Origin of the sequence: Nostoc paludosum FACHB-159, from assembly GCF_014698835.1 — a bacterium.
Taxonomy (GTDB): Bacteria; Cyanobacteriota; Cyanobacteriia; order Cyanobacteriales; family Nostocaceae; genus Nostoc; species Nostoc paludosum.
Genome location: NZ_JACJTU010000049.1, coordinates 1 through 17,550 on the forward strand (window position 1 = coordinate 1; position 17,550 = coordinate 17,550).

At 42.2% G+C, this 17,550-nt stretch carries 12 protein-coding genes; 8 read left to right on the top strand and 4 right to left on the bottom strand.

Annotated elements, in window-relative coordinates; translation table 11 throughout:
• Positions 1-696 precede the first annotated feature (696 nt).
• Both H6H03_RS31310 and H6H03_RS31315 read left to right on the top strand, forming a co-directional pair.
• On the top strand, positions 697-2,091 hold the full coding sequence (locus tag H6H03_RS31310; RefSeq protein WP_190958940.1) for an efflux RND transporter periplasmic adaptor subunit: 1,395 nt from the start codon (positions 697-699) through the stop codon (positions 2,089-2,091).
• Positions 2,092-2,176: 85 nt separating this feature from the next.
• A complete protein-coding gene (locus tag H6H03_RS31315; protein ID WP_190958941.1) occupies positions 2,177-5,449 on the top strand; it encodes an efflux RND transporter permease subunit in 3,273 nt (1,090 codons plus the stop codon).
• A gap of 532 nt (positions 5,450-5,981) precedes the next feature.
• On the opposite strand, the gene ahcY is transcribed toward H6H03_RS31315, so the two are convergent.
• Positions 5,982-7,259, bottom strand: a complete 1,278-nt coding sequence (ahcY, locus tag H6H03_RS31320) for an adenosylhomocysteinase (protein WP_190958942.1) — start codon at positions 7,257-7,259, stop codon at positions 5,982-5,984.
• A 599-nt stretch (positions 7,260-7,858) separates the two neighbouring features.
• Here ahcY and H6H03_RS31325 point away from each other — a divergent pair.
• Entirely contained in the window at positions 7,859-9,490 is a 1,632-nt protein-coding gene (locus H6H03_RS31325; protein ID WP_242058080.1) for a mechanosensitive ion channel family protein, read from the top strand.
• Here H6H03_RS31325 and H6H03_RS31330 read toward each other — a convergent pair.
• The gene (locus H6H03_RS31330; RefSeq protein WP_242058077.1) at positions 9,464-9,673 is read right to left on the bottom strand and encodes a hypothetical protein; all 210 of its coding nucleotides are present in this window, start codon (positions 9,671-9,673) and stop codon (positions 9,464-9,466) included. The genes H6H03_RS31325 and H6H03_RS31330 overlap by 27 nt on opposite strands.
• Positions 9,674-9,790: 117 nt before the next feature.
• On the opposite strand from H6H03_RS31330, the gene H6H03_RS31335 reads away from it, so the two are divergent.
• The 3 genes from H6H03_RS31335 to H6H03_RS31345 all read left to right on the top strand — a co-directional run bounded on the left by H6H03_RS31335 (position 9,791) and on the right by H6H03_RS31345 (position 11,660).
• Positions 9,791-10,054 carry a hypothetical protein gene (locus H6H03_RS31335; protein WP_190958943.1) on the top strand — a complete coding sequence of 88 codons (264 nt, stop codon included), beginning with the start codon at positions 9,791-9,793 and terminating at the stop codon, positions 10,052-10,054.
• A gap of 284 nt (positions 10,055-10,338) precedes the next feature.
• Entirely contained in the window at positions 10,339-10,662 is a 324-nt protein-coding gene (locus H6H03_RS31340; protein WP_190958944.1) for a hypothetical protein, read from the top strand.
• A 74-nt stretch (positions 10,663-10,736) separates the two neighbouring features.
• Entirely contained in the window at positions 10,737-11,660 is a 924-nt protein-coding gene (locus H6H03_RS31345) for an ADYC domain-containing protein (RefSeq protein WP_190958945.1), read from the top strand.
• A gap of 57 nt (positions 11,661-11,717) precedes the next feature.
• On the opposite strand, the gene H6H03_RS31350 is transcribed toward H6H03_RS31345, so the two are convergent.
• The gene (locus H6H03_RS31350) at positions 11,718-12,857 is read right to left on the bottom strand and encodes a glycosyltransferase family 4 protein (protein ID WP_190958946.1); all 1,140 of its coding nucleotides are present in this window, start codon (positions 12,855-12,857) and stop codon (positions 11,718-11,720) included.
• Positions 12,858-12,878: 21 nt separating this feature from the next.
• A complete protein-coding gene (locus tag H6H03_RS31355) occupies positions 12,879-14,048 on the bottom strand; it encodes a glycosyltransferase family 4 protein (protein ID WP_190958947.1) in 1,170 nt (389 codons plus the stop codon).
• A 546-nt stretch (positions 14,049-14,594) separates the two neighbouring features.
• Here H6H03_RS31355 and H6H03_RS31360 point away from each other — a divergent pair.
• Positions 14,595-16,805 carry a hypothetical protein gene (locus H6H03_RS31360; protein ID WP_190958948.1) on the top strand — a complete coding sequence of 737 codons (2,211 nt, stop codon included), beginning with the start codon at positions 14,595-14,597 and terminating at the stop codon, positions 16,803-16,805.
• Positions 16,806-16,982: 177 nt separating this feature from the next.
• Positions 16,983-17,438 carry a hypothetical protein gene (locus tag H6H03_RS31365; protein WP_190958949.1) on the top strand — a complete coding sequence of 152 codons (456 nt, stop codon included), beginning with the start codon at positions 16,983-16,985 and terminating at the stop codon, positions 17,436-17,438.
• The last annotated feature ends 112 nt before the right edge of the window (positions 17,439-17,550 follow it).

Sequence of the window (17,550 nt, forward strand, 5' to 3'; positions counted from 1 at the left end):
GGATTCAATCATCTAATTGCCGCAATGAATCAATTTAAACCTTGTTATGCTTCTGGATAATTTAGCCTCTTTACTACTTGCTTATTCCGGAAAGTGACAGAAGAGGGATAGTTGTTTAATATCCTAACTTCTAACCCCAAAAAATCGGAAATTTCTGTGCTATCTTCATTCTATAAATTGACGATCTGTTTTGATATTTTACAGAATATAAAGTAACTCTAATAAATAAATTACTAAGGTTATAATCACCTAAAATTCCTTGTTTATAGAGCTAATTTCAAAAATAAAAGAAGAATACTATATATAAATTTTTTAGTTAAGAATAACTATAAATGCTCGAAGATTTAGACTTGAATTATTCACAAATGTCACAATATAGTCATACGAAAGTCAAGCCAGCTTCACACGAATTTCTCTCTTAAGAGCTAGGCTAAAAAATAAATTATTTAGTATGCTAACAGTTAGAGTAACTAATATTAAGTTAATCCACTAAAAATCGATCGCAACGATTTTTTGGAAAATGCAAGTCTGGCAACAAACCCTACCCTTCAGGGAATGGGTGAAGTTCGTTCTAATAATTAAGTACCGACTAAAAGTAGGCGAACGCTAATGCAGTTGCCTGGTTTTGGCTGACTTTAGTAAGACTAATAAGATACCACTATATCTGTCTACTTTCCCTTTCCCCTGATTGTCGATATGCGTTGTTTAATTTCAGTTCAAACGACAAAACCTTTATCTTCAGTTGCTCAAAGCATTCCTCGTTTTTATGGCTTGATTTCAAGAGGACGGTTATGGCTACTGGTGCTGGGTTTGACCTACTTGTGTGCTAGTTGTAGTGCCACTGACGCTCAATCAAGTGGCAAACAAGCAGGTAAAAAGCGAGCTGTGCCAGTGGTGGTTGCCACTGCAACTCAAAAGACTATTCCAGTACAGCTATCGGCTACGGGAACAGTAGAAGCATATTCTACAGTATCTGTCAAGTCCCAAGTAGGTGGGCAACTGACTGGAGTTTATTTTCAGCAAGGACAGAATGTGAACAAAGGAGACTTGTTATTTAAAATTGATTCGCGTTCTTTGGAAGCAGCGCTAATGCAAGCTAATGCTGCTAAAGCCAAAGATTTGGCCCAGGTAAAACAGGCACAGGCAAATGTGGTAAAAGCGATCGCCCAAGTCAACCAAGCAAAAGCGAATGTAGCCAAGGATGTTGCTCAAGCGACAAACGCAGATGTCCAGGCGAAAAGATACAACAGCTTACTAAAGGAAGGGGCAATTAGCAAAGAACAAGCGGATCAGTTCCAGACAACAGCTGATGCTCAGCGGGCAACAGTGAATGCAGATCGAAATGGAGTAGCAGATGCCACAGCAGCCGTAGCCGCAGCCCAAGCAGATGTGCAAAATGCCAAAGCGGCAGTAGCAGCAGATGAAGCGGCGATCGCTAATGCCAAAATTCAGCTTTCCTATAGTTCCATCTACTCACCAATTACCGGACGCACAGGTAGTTTGAAGCTCAATCAAGGCAACTTGGTAGAAGCCAACGCCACCGATCCATTAATTACCATCAGCCAAATCCGGCCGATTTACGTTACTTTTTCCATCCCTCAAAGGTTGCTGCCAGATTTGAAGAAGTACAGTGCTAACGGCAAATTAGAAGTCAGTGCCATACCTCCAAAAGACACAGGGCATCCGATACAGGGTGAACTCACCTTTGTTGATAGCGGACTCAATACCCAAACAGGCACAATTCAACTTAAAGCCACCTTTAGCAACACAGATGAACGACTAGTTCCGGGGCAATTTGTCAACGTAGTACTTAAGCTAACCGAAGAACCCAATGTCATCACCGTGCCTTCCCAAGCAGTCCAAAGCGGGCAGCAAGGGCAATTTGTATTTGTAGTCAAACCTGATAAAACAGCCCAAATGCGTCCAGTTACCGTAGGCGACACCATTGGCAAGGAAACCGCAATCAAACAAGGGTTGCAACCAGGCGAGCAAATCGTCACCGATGGACAATTCAATCTAGTACCTGGGGCCACAGTGCAGGTGAAACCGGGAGTAGGAGGCAAAGGGGCAGGGGGAGCAGGGGGAGAATAACAGACCCGATGAATCGCGTCTCTACTCTTAACTGCTCACTCCTAACTCCTAACTCCTCATTCCTAACTCCTAACTCCTAACTCAGATGAACATTTCCCAGCTATTCATCCGGCGTCCAATCATGACAACCCTAGTAATGGTTGGCATCTTAATATTTGGGTTAATGAGTTACCAACAGCTACCTGTTAGTGACTTGCCCAACGTGGATTATCCGACACTCCAGGTAACGGCTAACCTGCCTGGAGCGAGTCCAGAAACGATGGCTTCTTCGGTTGCAACTCCTTTAGAGCAGCAGTTTTCTAGCATCGCCGGATTGAGTTCAATGAACTCTACTAGCTCTTTAGGTAGCGCACAAATTACACTGCAATTTGACCTCAATCGAGATATTGACGGGGCAGCACAGGATGTACAGTCTGCTATTTCTAAAGCAGCGAGGCAACTGCCGACTAATATGCCTAATCCCCCTTCTTTCCGCAAGGTAAACCCGGCAGATCAACCAGTCCTGTACATCTCTTTAAATTCATCTATTTTGCCGCTTTCAACTGTAGATAAGTACGCCGAAACGCTGTTGGCACAACGTCTGTCAATGGTGGATGGGGTGGCGCAAGTGCAGGTATACGGTTCGCAAAAGTATGCAGTACGCATTCAGCTCGATCCCGAATCATTGAGTGCAAAAGGTATAGGAATCGATGAAGTAGCTGATGCGATCGCTAACGGAAATGTTAACCTACCAACCGGCACACTTTACGGGCAGGAACAGAACTATACAATTCAAGCAAACGGTCAACTCAACGATGCCGCCAACTATCGCTCCCTAGTTGTAACTTATCAAAACGGCGCACCTGTGCACTTAGGCGAACTCGGTCAAGTGCTGGACAGCGTGGAAAATGACAAGATTGCCAGTTGGTATTTTCCTACGAAGCAGGGTAATAAAGAGCAAGGAGTAAGTGATAAATCTTCAATCCAAAATCCAAAATCCAAAGTCCAAAATTCTGGCGTGCGGGCGATCGTTTTGGCAATTCAACGCCAACCGGGAACTAATACCGTCGAGGTAGTGGATGCAATCAAAAAACTGCTACCCAGCTTCCAAAAACAGATTCCGGCCGCTGTGAACATGAATATTCTCTACGATCGCTCTCAATCAATTCGCGAATCTGTAGATGATGTACAATTCACGCTGTTACTCACCATCGCTTTGGTAGTACTAGTAATCTTTCTGTTTCTTCGCAACATCTCGGCCACAGTCATTCCCAGTTTGGCAGTACCGCTATCAATCGTAGCGACCTTTGCAGTTATGCTGGTGCTGGGCTTTTCACTCGATAACTTGTCGCTGATGGCATTAACTTTATCAGTGGGTTTCGTGGTGGATGATGCCGTAGTCATGCTAGAAAATATTGTCCGCCACATGGAAATGGGTGAGAGCCGCATGGAAGCAGCTTTGAATGGTTCTAGAGAAATTGGTTTCACAATTTTATCAATGACCATTTCCTTGGTAGCAGTATTTATCCCTGTGCTGTTCATGGAAGGCATTTTAGGGCGACTGTTCCGTGAGTTTGCCATTACCATCAGTGTTGCCATCTTAGTTTCTGGCGCCATTTCCCTAAGCTTAACGCCAATGCTGTGTTCCAGATTCTTGCGTCCACCTCATCATCAGGGAGCAGGGGAGCAGGGGAGCAGAGGAGCAGGGGAGGCAGAGGAGGCAGAGGAGGAAGAAATGCCTAATCCCCAGTCCCCAGTCCCCAGTCCCCAGTCCCCAGTTCCCAATTTCCAGACTCGTCTTTACAATATTTCGGAAAGCTTCTTTGATTTGTTGTTGCGGGGATACGATTGGAGTTTGAAGATATCGCTGAAGTATCACCGGACAACAATGGTGATTTCGGCAGCGATTCTTGTAGCGACGGTCTATCTATTTATAGTTGTGCCTAAGGGATTTGTTCCCAACGCTGATGTGGGACAAATTACTGCAAGTACTCAAGCATCAGAAGATATCTCCTTTGATGAAATGGTAAAACATCAACAGGCTGTAGCTGCGATCGCTTACCGCGATCCTAATATTGATTCCATTAACTCCAGTGTCGGGGCTGGCGGCCCAAATGCCTCTGCTAATAGCGGACGACTTTTAATTGAACTCAAGCCCCGCCATGAGCGCCGTCTTAGTGCTGATGAAATAGTCGAAGAACTGCGACCAAAGTTGTCAGCTGTGCCTGGAATTAAAGTTTTCTTGCAAAATCCGCCTGCCATCAATATTGGCGGACAACAGACAAAAGCGCAGTATCAATTTACTCTCCAAAGTCCCAATATTCAAGAGCTTTACCAGTACGCTCCACTTCTAGAAAATCAACTCCGCAACTTGTCAGAATTACAAGATGTCAACAGTGACCTCCAAGTCAAAAATCCCCAAGTCAAAGTAGACATCAACCGCGACCAAGCCTCAGCTCTCGGTTTGACTGCCAATCAAATCGAAACTGCCCTGAGTAATGCCTATGGTACCCGCCAAGTCTCTACCATCTACGCCTCCGATAGCCAGTATCAAGTGATTATGGGTGTGGAACCAAAATATCAACAAAATTCCCAAGCCCTAGATTTGCTCTCGATTCGTGCCCCCAATGGACAACTCGTACCTCTAAATGCTGTAGCAACTTTGACCAAGGATGTAGGGCCGCTGACCATTAACCACAAAGGGCAGTTAGCCTCTGTGACCTTCTCTTTTAATCTCAAACCGGGAATATCACTAAGTAACGTCACTCCTAAAATTGAGCAACTCGCCCGTCAAACGCTACCAGCAACTATTAGTACAGGGTTTCAGGGTTCAGCGCAGGCGTTCCAGTCTTCAATTCAGGGTTTGGGAATGCTACTGCTGGTTGCCATTTTCGTAATTTATATTGTCTTGGGAATTCTCTACGAGAACTTCATTCACCCACTGACGATTCTTTCTAGCTTACCCTCCGCTGGGTTTGGGGCACTGCTGACTTTGTTACTGTTTAAAGTTGACTTGAATATTTATGCCTTCGTGGGCATTATTTTGCTGGTTGGCATCGTCAAGAAAAATGGGATCATGATGGTTGACTTTGCGATCGCAGCCCGTCAAGAAGGCAAAACTCCCTACGATGCTATTTATCAAGCCTGCTTAGTGAGATTCCGCCCAATCATGATGACCACAATGGCAGCACTGATGGGCACATTACCCATCGCCCTTGGATTTGGAGCCGGAGCAGATACACGCCGTCCCCTTGGTTTAGCAGTAGTTGGCGGGTTACTATTCTCGCAATTTCTGACACTTTATTTAACGCCAGTTTTTTACACATATATGGAGTCGTGGCAAACAAAGTTCCAAAAGCACAACTGGCAAAAACATTAAGGGACTTACAAAAATTGAAGGAGGCAGGAGGCAGAAGGTTTTTTTCTTCCATACCATAATTGGAATTGGGGTAAAAAGCGCTTGACCGACAGAGCTCTGGTTGGCTGAAACTCCTATAGGACTTATGCAAAACACCTCTAAAACTCTTATTCCTCTGTGACCTCTGTGCCTGGAGTGGTTCGATTTTTCATACCAATTCTCTATAAACTTGCACTAAATAATTTAATCTCTCTTCTTGCTCTTTACTTGGCGTACTTCTCTAACGAGACGCTGCGCGTTGGCGGAAGCCTGACGTAGAGAAGGCGTACTTGGCGGTAGCCTGCGGCAAGCCGCTGCGCGTCTAAGTTTTAAAAATAAAGTGCATCTTCACGGAGAATTGGTATCAGAACTTGTGCTGAAGTTTAGCAGCAAAATCTTCTTAACCCGAACTGAGGTTAAAATAGCGATAGAAAAAGAGTAATTTATACCCCCCAAAACAAAAAAGGGATAAGCCTAAAAGCTTATCCCCAAAAAATCAGTTAATCAATTAACATCAAGTTCCACTAGTCCAAGAGTTGATGTACTCAATTTGGTCAGGTGTTAGGCTATCAATGGTAATTCCTAATGCCTGCAATTTGAGTCGAGCAATTTCTTGGTCTACTTCAGTAGGAATGGAATGTAAACCAGGTTCCAACTTACCTTTATTCTTCACGAGGTATTCAACAGCTAAAGCCTGGTTGGCAAAGCTCATATCCATCACTGCGCTGGGGTGGCCTTCGGCAGCAGCGAGGTTAATCAAGCGTCCTTGACCGAGAACAACGACTGATTTGCCGCTGGTTAATTTATACTCTTCGGTGAAGGGACGGACTTCTTTGATTTCCTTAGCTTGACTAGCCAAATATTTCAGGTCAAGTTCAATATCAAAGTGACCGGAGTTACAAACGATCGCACCGTCTTTCATCGCATCGAAATGTTCGCCACGAATCACGTGTTTGTTACCGGTGACTGTGATAAACAGATCGCCAACTTGAGCGGCTTCTGCCATTGGTAGGACGCGGAAACCATCCATCACGGCTTCAATTGCTTTGATGGGGTCAATTTCGGTAACAACTACATTACCACCCAAACCACGGGCGCGGAGTGCTGTACCTTTACCGCACCAGCCATAACCAACAACAACGATGGTTTTACCAGCTAGGAGAATGTTTGTAGCGCGGATGATGCCGTCAAGGGTCGATTGACCAGTACCATAGCGGTTATCAAAGAAGTGCTTGGTGTCAGCATCGTTAACATTCACTGCGGGGAAGGTGAGAACGCCATCTTTGAACATGGCTCTCAGGCGGACAATTCCCGTTGTGGTTTCTTCGGTGGTGCCAATCAAATCAGCGATTTGGTGTTGGCGTTCTTGAATTAATGTAGCAACCACGTCGCTACCATCATCAATAATGATGTTGGGGCGGTGATCTAAAGCGATTTGAACGTGGCGGTTATAAGTTGCGTTATCTTCGCCTTTTTGGGCAAATACAGGAATTTCATGATCGACAACGAGGCTAGCAGCTACGTCATCTTGTGTTGATAAGGGATTGCTAGCAATTAGCAGTGCGTCTGCACCACCGGCTTTGAGAGCGATCGCCAAATGTGCTGTCTCGGTTGTAATGTGGGCGCAAGCCACAAGGCGTAACCCAGCAAAGGGTTTTTCTTGAGCAAAGCGATCGCGGATTTGCCGTAAAACTGGCATTTCGCGTCCAGCCCATTCAATGCGCTGTCTTCCCAAGGCAGCTAGGCCGAGGTCTTTAACCTCGTGCTTTAATCGGGGAGAAGTTGCGGTCATCAAAAGTTACCTCAAAAATGTGAAAAAGTTACGTAAAATTTACGCACTCTACTAGGTTATTCTACGACAGGTAATTTTCGCTTGAAAGAAAGCAAATTACTAGTCAAGAGTCCTCAAAACTAGCTTGACGTTTGATTAGCCTAATGTCAACTTCATCGCCAGCTTTTTCCTTTTTGTTTTATCTTTGGTAAGAGTAAGACTATTCTTAGCTTTGATTGCCCATTATCAGTACAATGTCATCTGTCTAAAGACGGATTATTATCAAAAAAACACCAAAAATTCATCATTTGCAGGGAAATACTTAACTTTAGATAGGCACATTTACTCAGATTTATTGAGCAGGATGGTTATGAAATTAGTCAATGGTAAATTTTACTCAAGGAGGTGTTTGAGTGCGCTTTCAATTTTTGGCAGCCGCGAAGGAAGTTCTATTGCCCAGCTTTGCTAATGGTTCAAAAAAGCAGAGACAGGTATTTTCAGCAGGAACATACCTTGGTAAGATCGCCAAGCCTGTGCCACACTTGGAGGCTCCCAATCAAGCGTCCCACTTGTCTAAAAAGAGTGTGTTATCCAAAGGTCGCAAAAGTTCGGGTGTAATAATGGCGATGGCAACTTCAATGGCTATAACCGTTGTAGCTGTGCCAAAAGCCACCGCCCAGATTCCTTTTTTATTGGATTTGCAAGCTCCCAGCACTACGAGCAATGATTCCAATGACAGAGTTGTTTCCGGCTGGATTTATTTGGATGGTCGTCGCTTATTTCAAATAGCCGCATCAAAAACTAACTTTCCTGAGCGTTTAGAAGACATTCAAAAGAAACTCGAAGCAATTAGTCAATATTATTTTCAGTTACCAGCAAACACACCAGTCAAGGTAGAAGTTCGCAAAGTCAACGAATTACCAGTAATTTATGTCAACGACCAATATCTGATGACCGTCACTTCTGAGGATGCTGGACTGCGACAGGTGGATATTTCAACATCCGCAAATCAAATTGCTGACTCATTAAAAGAAGACTTACAACAGGCAAGACAAGAGAGACAAACTCAATTTTTAATCGACCAAGGGAAAATTGCTGGGGCTACCGCACTGGCAATGATTATTATGAGTTCGGCGGTATATGGGTGGCAGAAACGTTCCAGAAAAAAGTCAGACTCCGTTACCCCCCAAGCCCAAAACGAACTCTTCAATTCCCCAACTTTAACAACGGCTCAACCAATTACAACACAACTAAATCAACAGCAAGTCCGACATGTGGAAGAAGCGAAGAGAAGGTTGTTCCAGCTAACTCAAGCAGGAATTTGGGGAGGCGGAAGTTTTTTTATCTTGGGTTTGTTTCCCTACACGCGAGGATTTCAAGTAGCAATTCTCACAGCCGCCCAATTTCCTTTGCGATTAGGTGTTGTGTTATTGGTAACTTACGTAGCAGTACGTCTGAGCTATGCCTTGATTGACCGCTTCGCCTCCACTTTGATCAGAAGTACTGTTTTTATTACCCCAGAAGATTCTGCGCGTCTGCAACTGCGAGTTTCCACATTTTCTGGTGTGACTAAAAGTATTGCTACAGCTATCTGCGTCGGAGTAGGCTTTTTGCTAGCCCTGGTATCCTTGGGTATAGATATCGTCCCCTTGCTAGCGGGTGCGAGTTTGGTTGGTGTTGCCGTATCGCTAGCTTCGCAGAACTTGATTAAAGATGCGATTAACGGTTTCTTGATCATCCTAGAAGACCAGTACGCCTTAGGCGATGTGATTAATGTGGGAAATGTGGGAGGTTTAGTAGAAAACTTAAATCTGCGAATGACCCAGGTGCGGGATTCCGAAGGGCGGTTAATCACCATTCCCAATAGTGAAATAAAAGTTGTTGCCAATCTTTCTAGCCGTTGGTCGCGAGCCGATTTAACGATTCCCATCGCTTACCAAGCGGATACAGAAGAAGCTTTGAAGTTGATTAAAACTGTTGCAGACAAGATGAATCAAGAACTGCAATGGCGGGCTCAAATCTTAGAACCCCCCCAAGTTTTAGGAATAGATCAATTTGGCGATCGCGGTTTAATTATTCGTGTTTGGATTAAAACACAACCCCTTAAGCAATGGGATGTGGCACGAGAGTTCCGCCGCCGCCTGAAAATCGCCCTAGACGAAGCTGGAATTTCAATCTCTGTACCTCAACAAGCAATTTGGGTGAACGATCCTGAGTTCTTAAAATTACAGGATAATGGCAAATCCAATTAGGAATAGGGAGTAGGGAGATGAGGAGATAGGGAGGGTGGGAAGTGTGGGGAGTGTGGGGAGATGGGGGAGAGAGGGGAGTGTGGGGAGTGTGGGGAGTGTGGGGGGAAAGATTTCTTCCCCATCCTCCCACACCTCCCACACCTCCCACACCTCCCACACCTCCCACCCTCCCTGCTTGCCCAATGCCCATTTTCAATTTAGTACAAAAGTACTATAATATAGATAGCGTTGGCAAAGCCTAGCCAAAGGCACAATGGCTGTGTGAAAACCTTCTGGAAGATGGGTTAAAGGGTTAGTTCGATGATGAAGCATTATATTCTCAACCTCAATCCGACTGCTAAGCATGAATGGGATCGCTGCATTTTACGCGATCCTTTGACAGCTAAGCGTCCGGATATTGCCAAATTAATTGCTGAAGCAGTTGGCGCAGACACAGGCAGCTATTTGGTGAGTGTAAATATCGAAGTTCAAGTGTTAGAACAAGCTGCGATACCTCAAGCCGAACAACTCTCGCTTTCGTTTCCAGAGGTGAGTGTACCGTCACAACTGCGGGAAGCGGCTTGAGGTAGGGTGCAGTATTTCACAACAGATTTTGTTGGGTTGCGTTTGGCTTAACCCAACTTCAATTTTTTCTACAACCGAATGCAGCACCAATTTGAAATCATGATTGCGCGCTCCTTGTTAGCGTTTAGTTCAATGCTTACCGATGAGTTTTAAATTCATCAAAACTTGGCCGAGTTTAGAGTTGTAGATTATTACTTTTAATTAAAATTATGTAACCTCACTCTAGTAGACGGAGTTAGGCTAATAGTGTGTGGAGAAGGATTGTACAAAGGAGGGTGAAGATCATGAAAGCTTACCAAAAAATAATAGGAATTGCTTTGACCACAGCCCTAAGTGTTGCGACCTTCTCAACTGCTGCTAACGCTCACATCGGTACTAACGGTATCAACGGGAATGGCTTGAGTATGAATGGCCTTGGTGTCAACGGTATCAACGTCAATGGCTTGAGTATGAATGGCCTCAGATTCAACGGTATCAGCACGAATGGCCTCAATAGTAATGGTCTCAGATTCAACGGCAGTGAAGTCAGCAGTGTGAATTGGAAAGGTACGTCACTGCAACAGCTTGAAGTTAAAGGTGGAGAACTTGTGGCAGTTTTGTCGCAATAAAAATGTTGGCACAACGAGTGTTGTGAACACAGTCAGACTGACATAACTAAAGGTTGTTATGGAGGTTAATTAATGTGTATCACCATCAGACAACAAAAAAGTTATGGACATCTCAGGAGAATGCCCATAACTTTCTTTATTTAAGTTTTTTCATCCACAAGATAAAAAAAATACTTTTATCCGTCTTTGTTCTCATCCTCACAATATTACTTGTTAGTTGTGCAAGCGGAGGTCAAACTGTAATTCTTCGAGGTAAAGACTTAAAGAACGCACAGTTGACCGGAGTAGATGAGCAAGGAAGAACGCTGAACTTTCAGATTAGGGATGTCGAACTAGATCCAAAAGATCCTGAAAAAGAGACCTATCTTTATACAGTTTTCTACTTAGATAAATCTGATTCTAAGTGGAAGAATGCGTGTAAACCTGATAGAGAAAATGTTGCCAAAGCAATACCATTATCTGGGTCATGGGATAAGACAGGAACACATATTGAATCAAATAACTTAGTCACATTTGGGTGTACAAGTGGGTCTCTTGCTAAGTGTGTTCGCTTCGGCTATAAGCCGTGGAAGAGTGTTCAAGGAAAATCACTCCGAGACTTTCACCAGGCTTGTACGCGTATGGTAAGAGCTGATTACTGTGGTAATGGTCAAGCTCATACACAAGAGGGGGTTTCAATTGATGTGTATGATGTGCTTGGCATTCAAAAAAAAACTCCCAAAAGTGGGATGGTTTTTGAAGCAGCTTGGCAACCAGATGGGGCAACTTACATTAATCATCCCCGCTTACTTAATAACCTGTCTGAAATTCGCGAGGAGTGCCCGAAAAAGCTAACTGGTCGTATTAATGAAAATGGCAATTTCTCGACAGCCCAAAAAGTGCAGCAAAAGTGGCCAAGCGCCTTGCTTTTTAATGATTCCTTCCTGAGAAAACCTAGTGAAGCAGAACCAGGGGCGCGATCGCTATCAAGGGCGGCTCCATGCGATGATGTACATTAACTAATTTTTGTCACTGTTAACAGATTGATGTCCACGTCTCTACATCCCCGCCTCAACCTAAAATTTCTGGGACAGCAGTTGAGCAATTTGCTGATTAATGGTTGCAACATTAAAACGTTGACTAGCAGTAATTCTGGCATTCTTCGCTATAGTTGCAGTTATTTCTGTTTCTTGAAGACAGGTAATAATAGCTTGTGCAAGTTGCTGGGGTTCTCCTGGCGTTACCAGAAGACCATTAAATCCGTGTTCTATTAATTCCATTGCACCGCCAGCTTTGGCTGCAATTACAGGTTTTTCACATAGCATCGCCTCAACAATTACTCTGCCAAAAGGTTCTGGAGATGTTGAAGTATGTGCTACTAAGTCACAAGCTGCCATTAATTGGGGAATATCTGAACGAAAGCCTAAAAATTTGACGCGGTTTTCTAATCCCAATTTGGCAACTTGTTGATGTAACTGTTGGACGTAATTTTGTTCGCCAAATAATGCATCGCCGACTAAAATTACTGTTACCTGTGGCGGACATTGAGCAAGGGCATCAATTAGAATATGTTGCCCTTTCCAAGGTGCAAGTCGGCTAAAATGCCCAATTATAAATTTTCCTTGTAATTCTAAATTTTGCTGCAATTTTTTGATGTCGGATTCATCGGTATAATAATTTTTAGGTTCAAAGCCGTTATAGACAACTTCAACGATATCTCTACGTCCTCCTGCTTCTATAAAAGCTGTTTGGGCAGCTTGAGAATTAGCAATTACTAATGATGCGAAACGATTAGCAAGGTTGACGGCTACACGAAGATTAGTTTGGCTAAAGTGTTCTGTAGAAAGAATATCATGTAAATGATAAACCAGAGGACGACGACTAAAAAAACTCGCTATTGCTCCTACAACTAACGCCTTTTGGGTGTTGGCATAGATTAAATCGTATTCACGGGCTTTTTTAACTACTTTAGTAATTAAAGGTAGAAGTTGTCCTAAAGTAGTTAAACCTTGGATTAAACTGCTTTCTTTGCGAACTGCGATCGCCTCAGTTCTCAAAACTTCTACTGGAATATTATTTTGCTGTAGTAAATCTTTAAATGAACCATCTGCAAATAAACCTACCAAAGCATCATGTTGATAGGGCTTAGCAATATCTATTAGACATAATTCTGCACCGCCTGGTTTACCACTTTGGTCTAAAAAAAGAATTTTCATAAAACCTCTAAATTAAGAATTCTATGCTAATAAAATTTTCCGTACTCGCTGTGCAATTTGATTCCAGTCATAATGTGTAGTTGCATACTGGCGACAAGCTTCTCGTGAGGGAATGGGAATATTTCCTAGTAGTGCTTGTTCTAATTTTTCAGCAATAGCAGATGCTTCGGTAGAAGTAGTAATTAAATCGGGTGAAAATTCTGTTAAAATTTCTGGCATTCCGCCAACGGGAGTACATAAAACTGGAGTGCCAGAAGCTAAAGATTCAACTACTACTAATCCAAATCCTTCAAAAGATTGGCTAGGGACGACAGTTAATTCAGCAGCTTGATAAGCTATCGGTAATTGTTCATCGGGTAGAAAACCTAGAAATTTAACGTTGTCGTCTAGCCCTAACTCTGTAGCCTGTTGTTGTAGCGCAGATTGGATGTGACCGCGACCGGCGATCGCTAGCCAAATATCTGGTATTCTGGGTTTAATTATGGCGATCGCTTGTAATAATTTATCAACTCCAGTGCGATGTACCAAGCGGCGTGATGTAAATAGAATCCGACGATTATCAGGCCAGCCTAATTGTCTACAAGCTTCCTGGGGTGATAAATTTGGTTGAAACCAATTAATATCAACTCCACCAGGGATAATATTTATTTTGCTCCACGGTACTTGGTATTTTTGATGTAAAATATTGCCAAATGCTTTGCTAAGAACAATAAAGCGATCGCATCGATTATAAGTTGTTTGTTCTATCAGCCAATGCTTAATCAAAAGACTGAGATTTTTATTAACCACTTCCTGCTTACTTTCAAAAGCCCAAGGGCCATGAAAGTTAAAAGTCACTGGTACTTGTTTTGGTAAAATATCTAAAATAGGAAAGCTGTATAATGCAAAATGCAGATTAATTGCATCTGGCTTATTTGTTCTGGTTTTCTGGAAGTTTCTGCGAATTGACCATAATCTTTGACAAATATTAGTATCAACATCAGCTAAGTTAGTCAGCTTAATTGGCGAATTTGGTTCAGCTTCTGGTAATCCAACTCCGCATAATTCGATTTTGTCTTGATTTGCTGCTAATTTATGAGTTACTTCATAAATATATCTTTCCAATCCTCCGGGATTTTTAGGAAACCAGCCTAATCCCAAAGTGAGAATAGATGCTGATGTTGAAGTGAAACTTTCTTTTTGATTGTTCACTGATATTTCTCCTATAAATATATTAAAAATAAAAATTCATACTTCATACTTTAAGAATCAGAAATACAGCAGATTCCAGCTTGATTATGTACAGTCTATCGTAGGGTACAAAATTTTTGTGCCCCTAATCATCTATCTCATTCACTTAAAAATTTTAGAGAACACCAATTTATAAACTATTTATATCTTCACGTCAACAAGCAACTAAAACCTGTGTTTTAGTTAACTTTAAAATACCTAACATGATAAATATAATACCCGTTATTCTAGAAAGATGAATCGCAGACAGTGACAGGAAACAATCACTATCAATTAATCGATAGTTTCAACTTTTGTATTAAAATTTACTATTTTAGCTTTCAAAAGTAGTAAATATTAATACCTTAAATCTTTTTCTGTATTTAATTAGATTTTTTGTGCGGATTTTTAAAACAATGATTGTATGTATAGTTATTGTAATTAGCGGACATAGATAAAAAATCTCACGCATAGGCGCAGAGAGAAAGAAGAAGATTGAGATTTTTGTAGAGAATTAAATAAGATTATATGAATAATCAATTAAGGATGCGCTTAGTAAGGCTCTATCAAGAGTTGAGAAAGTTATTTAATTTCAGATATTTGCAAAGAAATAAAACTTTCAAATTTTTAATCAGTCTAATCGTTGGAGTTTTGATTACTACCATTGGTATTACAACAGATTGGGCAACAGGTCGAACATCCACACTCAGCTATCAAACTTCTTGGATAGGTAATAGTATTGGCAGCGGAAATCTGCGGATACAAAATAATATAGAAGCAATGTATGTTACGCCTGATGGTACTGTGTATACTAACAGCCATTGGGATGAAGCGGGAACAGAAGCAGGAATATATAAAGACGGTAAAATTATCAATGCCCTTGGTGATACTCACGGTTGGGGTCGTGGTGGTGGCAAGGCTGTAACAGCAAATAATAAATATATTTATATTGCCATGACTCAAGGTTCAATTGGCAATACAAAAGAAGATTATCCAGCAGAAGGAACGAGTTGGCACAGCGTTAGACGCTATGATTTGTCGGGAAAACCTGCACCGTTTCCTGGGGGACGTGGCTGGGATAAAAGTATGTTAATTGTCAGTAATAAAAGTGAAGTTACTGGATTAGCAATTGTAGGCAGTGAGTTGTATGTGAGTGATTCTGCTGCTAACAGGATTCGGGTTTTTGATACTGAAACGATGAAGGAAATTCGCGGTTTTAGTGTTGCTAATCCAGGGGCGATCGCAGTTGATAAACAAAAAAATCTGTGGATTATTCAAAACAAAAATGGTGGTAATCCTGGGAAGATTTTACATTATTCCCTAAGTGGAAAGCAATTACCCCAGCAGATTGCAGACATTATTGAACCAACAGCGATCGCCATCAATCCTCAAGGTAAGCTGTTAGTGGCGGAAAATGGTTCGCTTCAGCAAATCTTGATTTATGACATCAAAGATCAGCCTGTAAAAGTAGGCAATTTTGGCAATAAAAATGGTGTCTATGCAGGAGTTTCAGGTGAAGTCCGAGATTTGAAACTTTATGGACTTACCGGAGTTGGCACAGATGCCTCAGGTAATATCTATATAAATAGTAACGGTTTCAACAAATCAGGAACAGATTTGCGGAAATTTACGCCATCAGGTAAACTACTGTGGCGATCGCTAGGATTAATATTCGTTGATAATGCAGACGCCGATCCCAAAACTGATGGTGTAGATTTATTCACCAAACAAGAACAATATCAAATGGATTTTAGTAAGCCTGCTGGTAAGCAATGGACTTACAAAGCCTACACCTTAAATCCCTTCAAATATCCTCAAGATCCGCGTTTGCATACATCCCCAGATGCAACCTTTGTACGCCGCATCCAAGGTAAGCCGTTTTTGTTCCTCACAGATATGTATAGCAGCTTTCTGCAAATATATCGTTTCAATCCCGGCACAGACGGTAAAATTGCCATCCCAGCCGGAATGTTTGTTGGTACAAATGGCGCAGATAAACCATTTCTTGATGGAAATTGGCCGCCTTATCAACCACAAAAAGGCGAATGGATTTGGCGAGACAGCAACGGTAATGGCAAATTTGAAAACAACGAATATGATACCAGCAAAGATTATCCCCATCTCGGCGGCTGGTGGGTAGACAGCAAAGGAGATGTTTGGAAAGCTTTGCGAACCCAAGATGGTATGGGTATCCGGCATTATCCATTACAGGGAATTGATGCCAAGGGTAACCCCATCTACAGCTATAGTTCAATGGAAAAGCAAACTACCCCTGAGATTTTTAACGATTTGCGGCGCATTGAATATTTCCCCCAAACGGATACCATGTATTTGTCAGGCTTCACAGTAGATCATCCTGCATTTGGAGACGATACCGGAGTTGTGGGATCTGAAATTGCCCGTTTTGACAATTGGAGTAAAGGAAATCGTACCCCTCGCTGGCGGGTTGTAATTCCCCACGACACCATCGGCAAACGTGAAGTTTCCACAGCAGCAATGAGTGTGGCGGGAGATTATGTTTTTGCTGTCACAGTTAAAACCGCAGAGGTATATGTTTACAATGCAACCACAGGAGTGGAAGTAAAAAAGTTAAAACCAGGCCCTGAAGTTGGCAGCGAAAGTGGTTGGATTGATATACCTTACGGTATTCGCGCTTTTCGACGTTCCAATGGCGAGTACTTAGTATTTGTAGAAGAAAATTGGAAAGGAAAAGTGATTATGTATCGCTTAGCAGGGTGAGCATTTATATCGATTTTCTCGCGAACGTGATATTATTAATTAAGGCTATGTTTTTCGTTCAATAAAAACAGGCCTTAATTTTTTGTTTCACTGCGTAATTCCTATTTAAGCCAGAGCTTGACATCAATTGGCATTCCCTAGTTCAGACAGGGAACAAGAAATTAGGAGCGTGAAACAGTGTTTTGGAAATTTGTAATCAGTGTTTTATTATTGCCCACTTGTCTGGGATTGGAAATAGCCGCAGCCTCTGAAAAAAATGAGTTGCAGATGCTACAAACTCCTGAAGAATTAAGCACCGCAATTGTTCAGAAAGAAAGCAATCAAGATATCCTGAATTCTTTACCAAATTCAGTTCCACAAGATTCAGATGTTGATAGCGAAAAATTAAAACATCGAAAATACCGACGCTATCACCGCAGGCATCGTCGATATTATCGTCATCGTAGGTACTATCGTCAATGGCACAGAAATTATTACCGTCAAAGGATTTACTATCCCGAAGATATTTATTACCGTAGACGGTATCACCATCGATACAGAAATTACCATCAAAGGGTTCATGACCCTCTATACCGTTACTATCTCAGAAACTATGACTATCTGCATAGAAATTGCCACCGCCATTGCTATTAAGGTAATTTAGTCATTAGTAGAGACGCGATTAATCGCGTCTGTACAATGGTCATTAGCTAATGACAATAAGATATTATGTTCTACCAATTATCCAAAATCAAGCGACGATGTA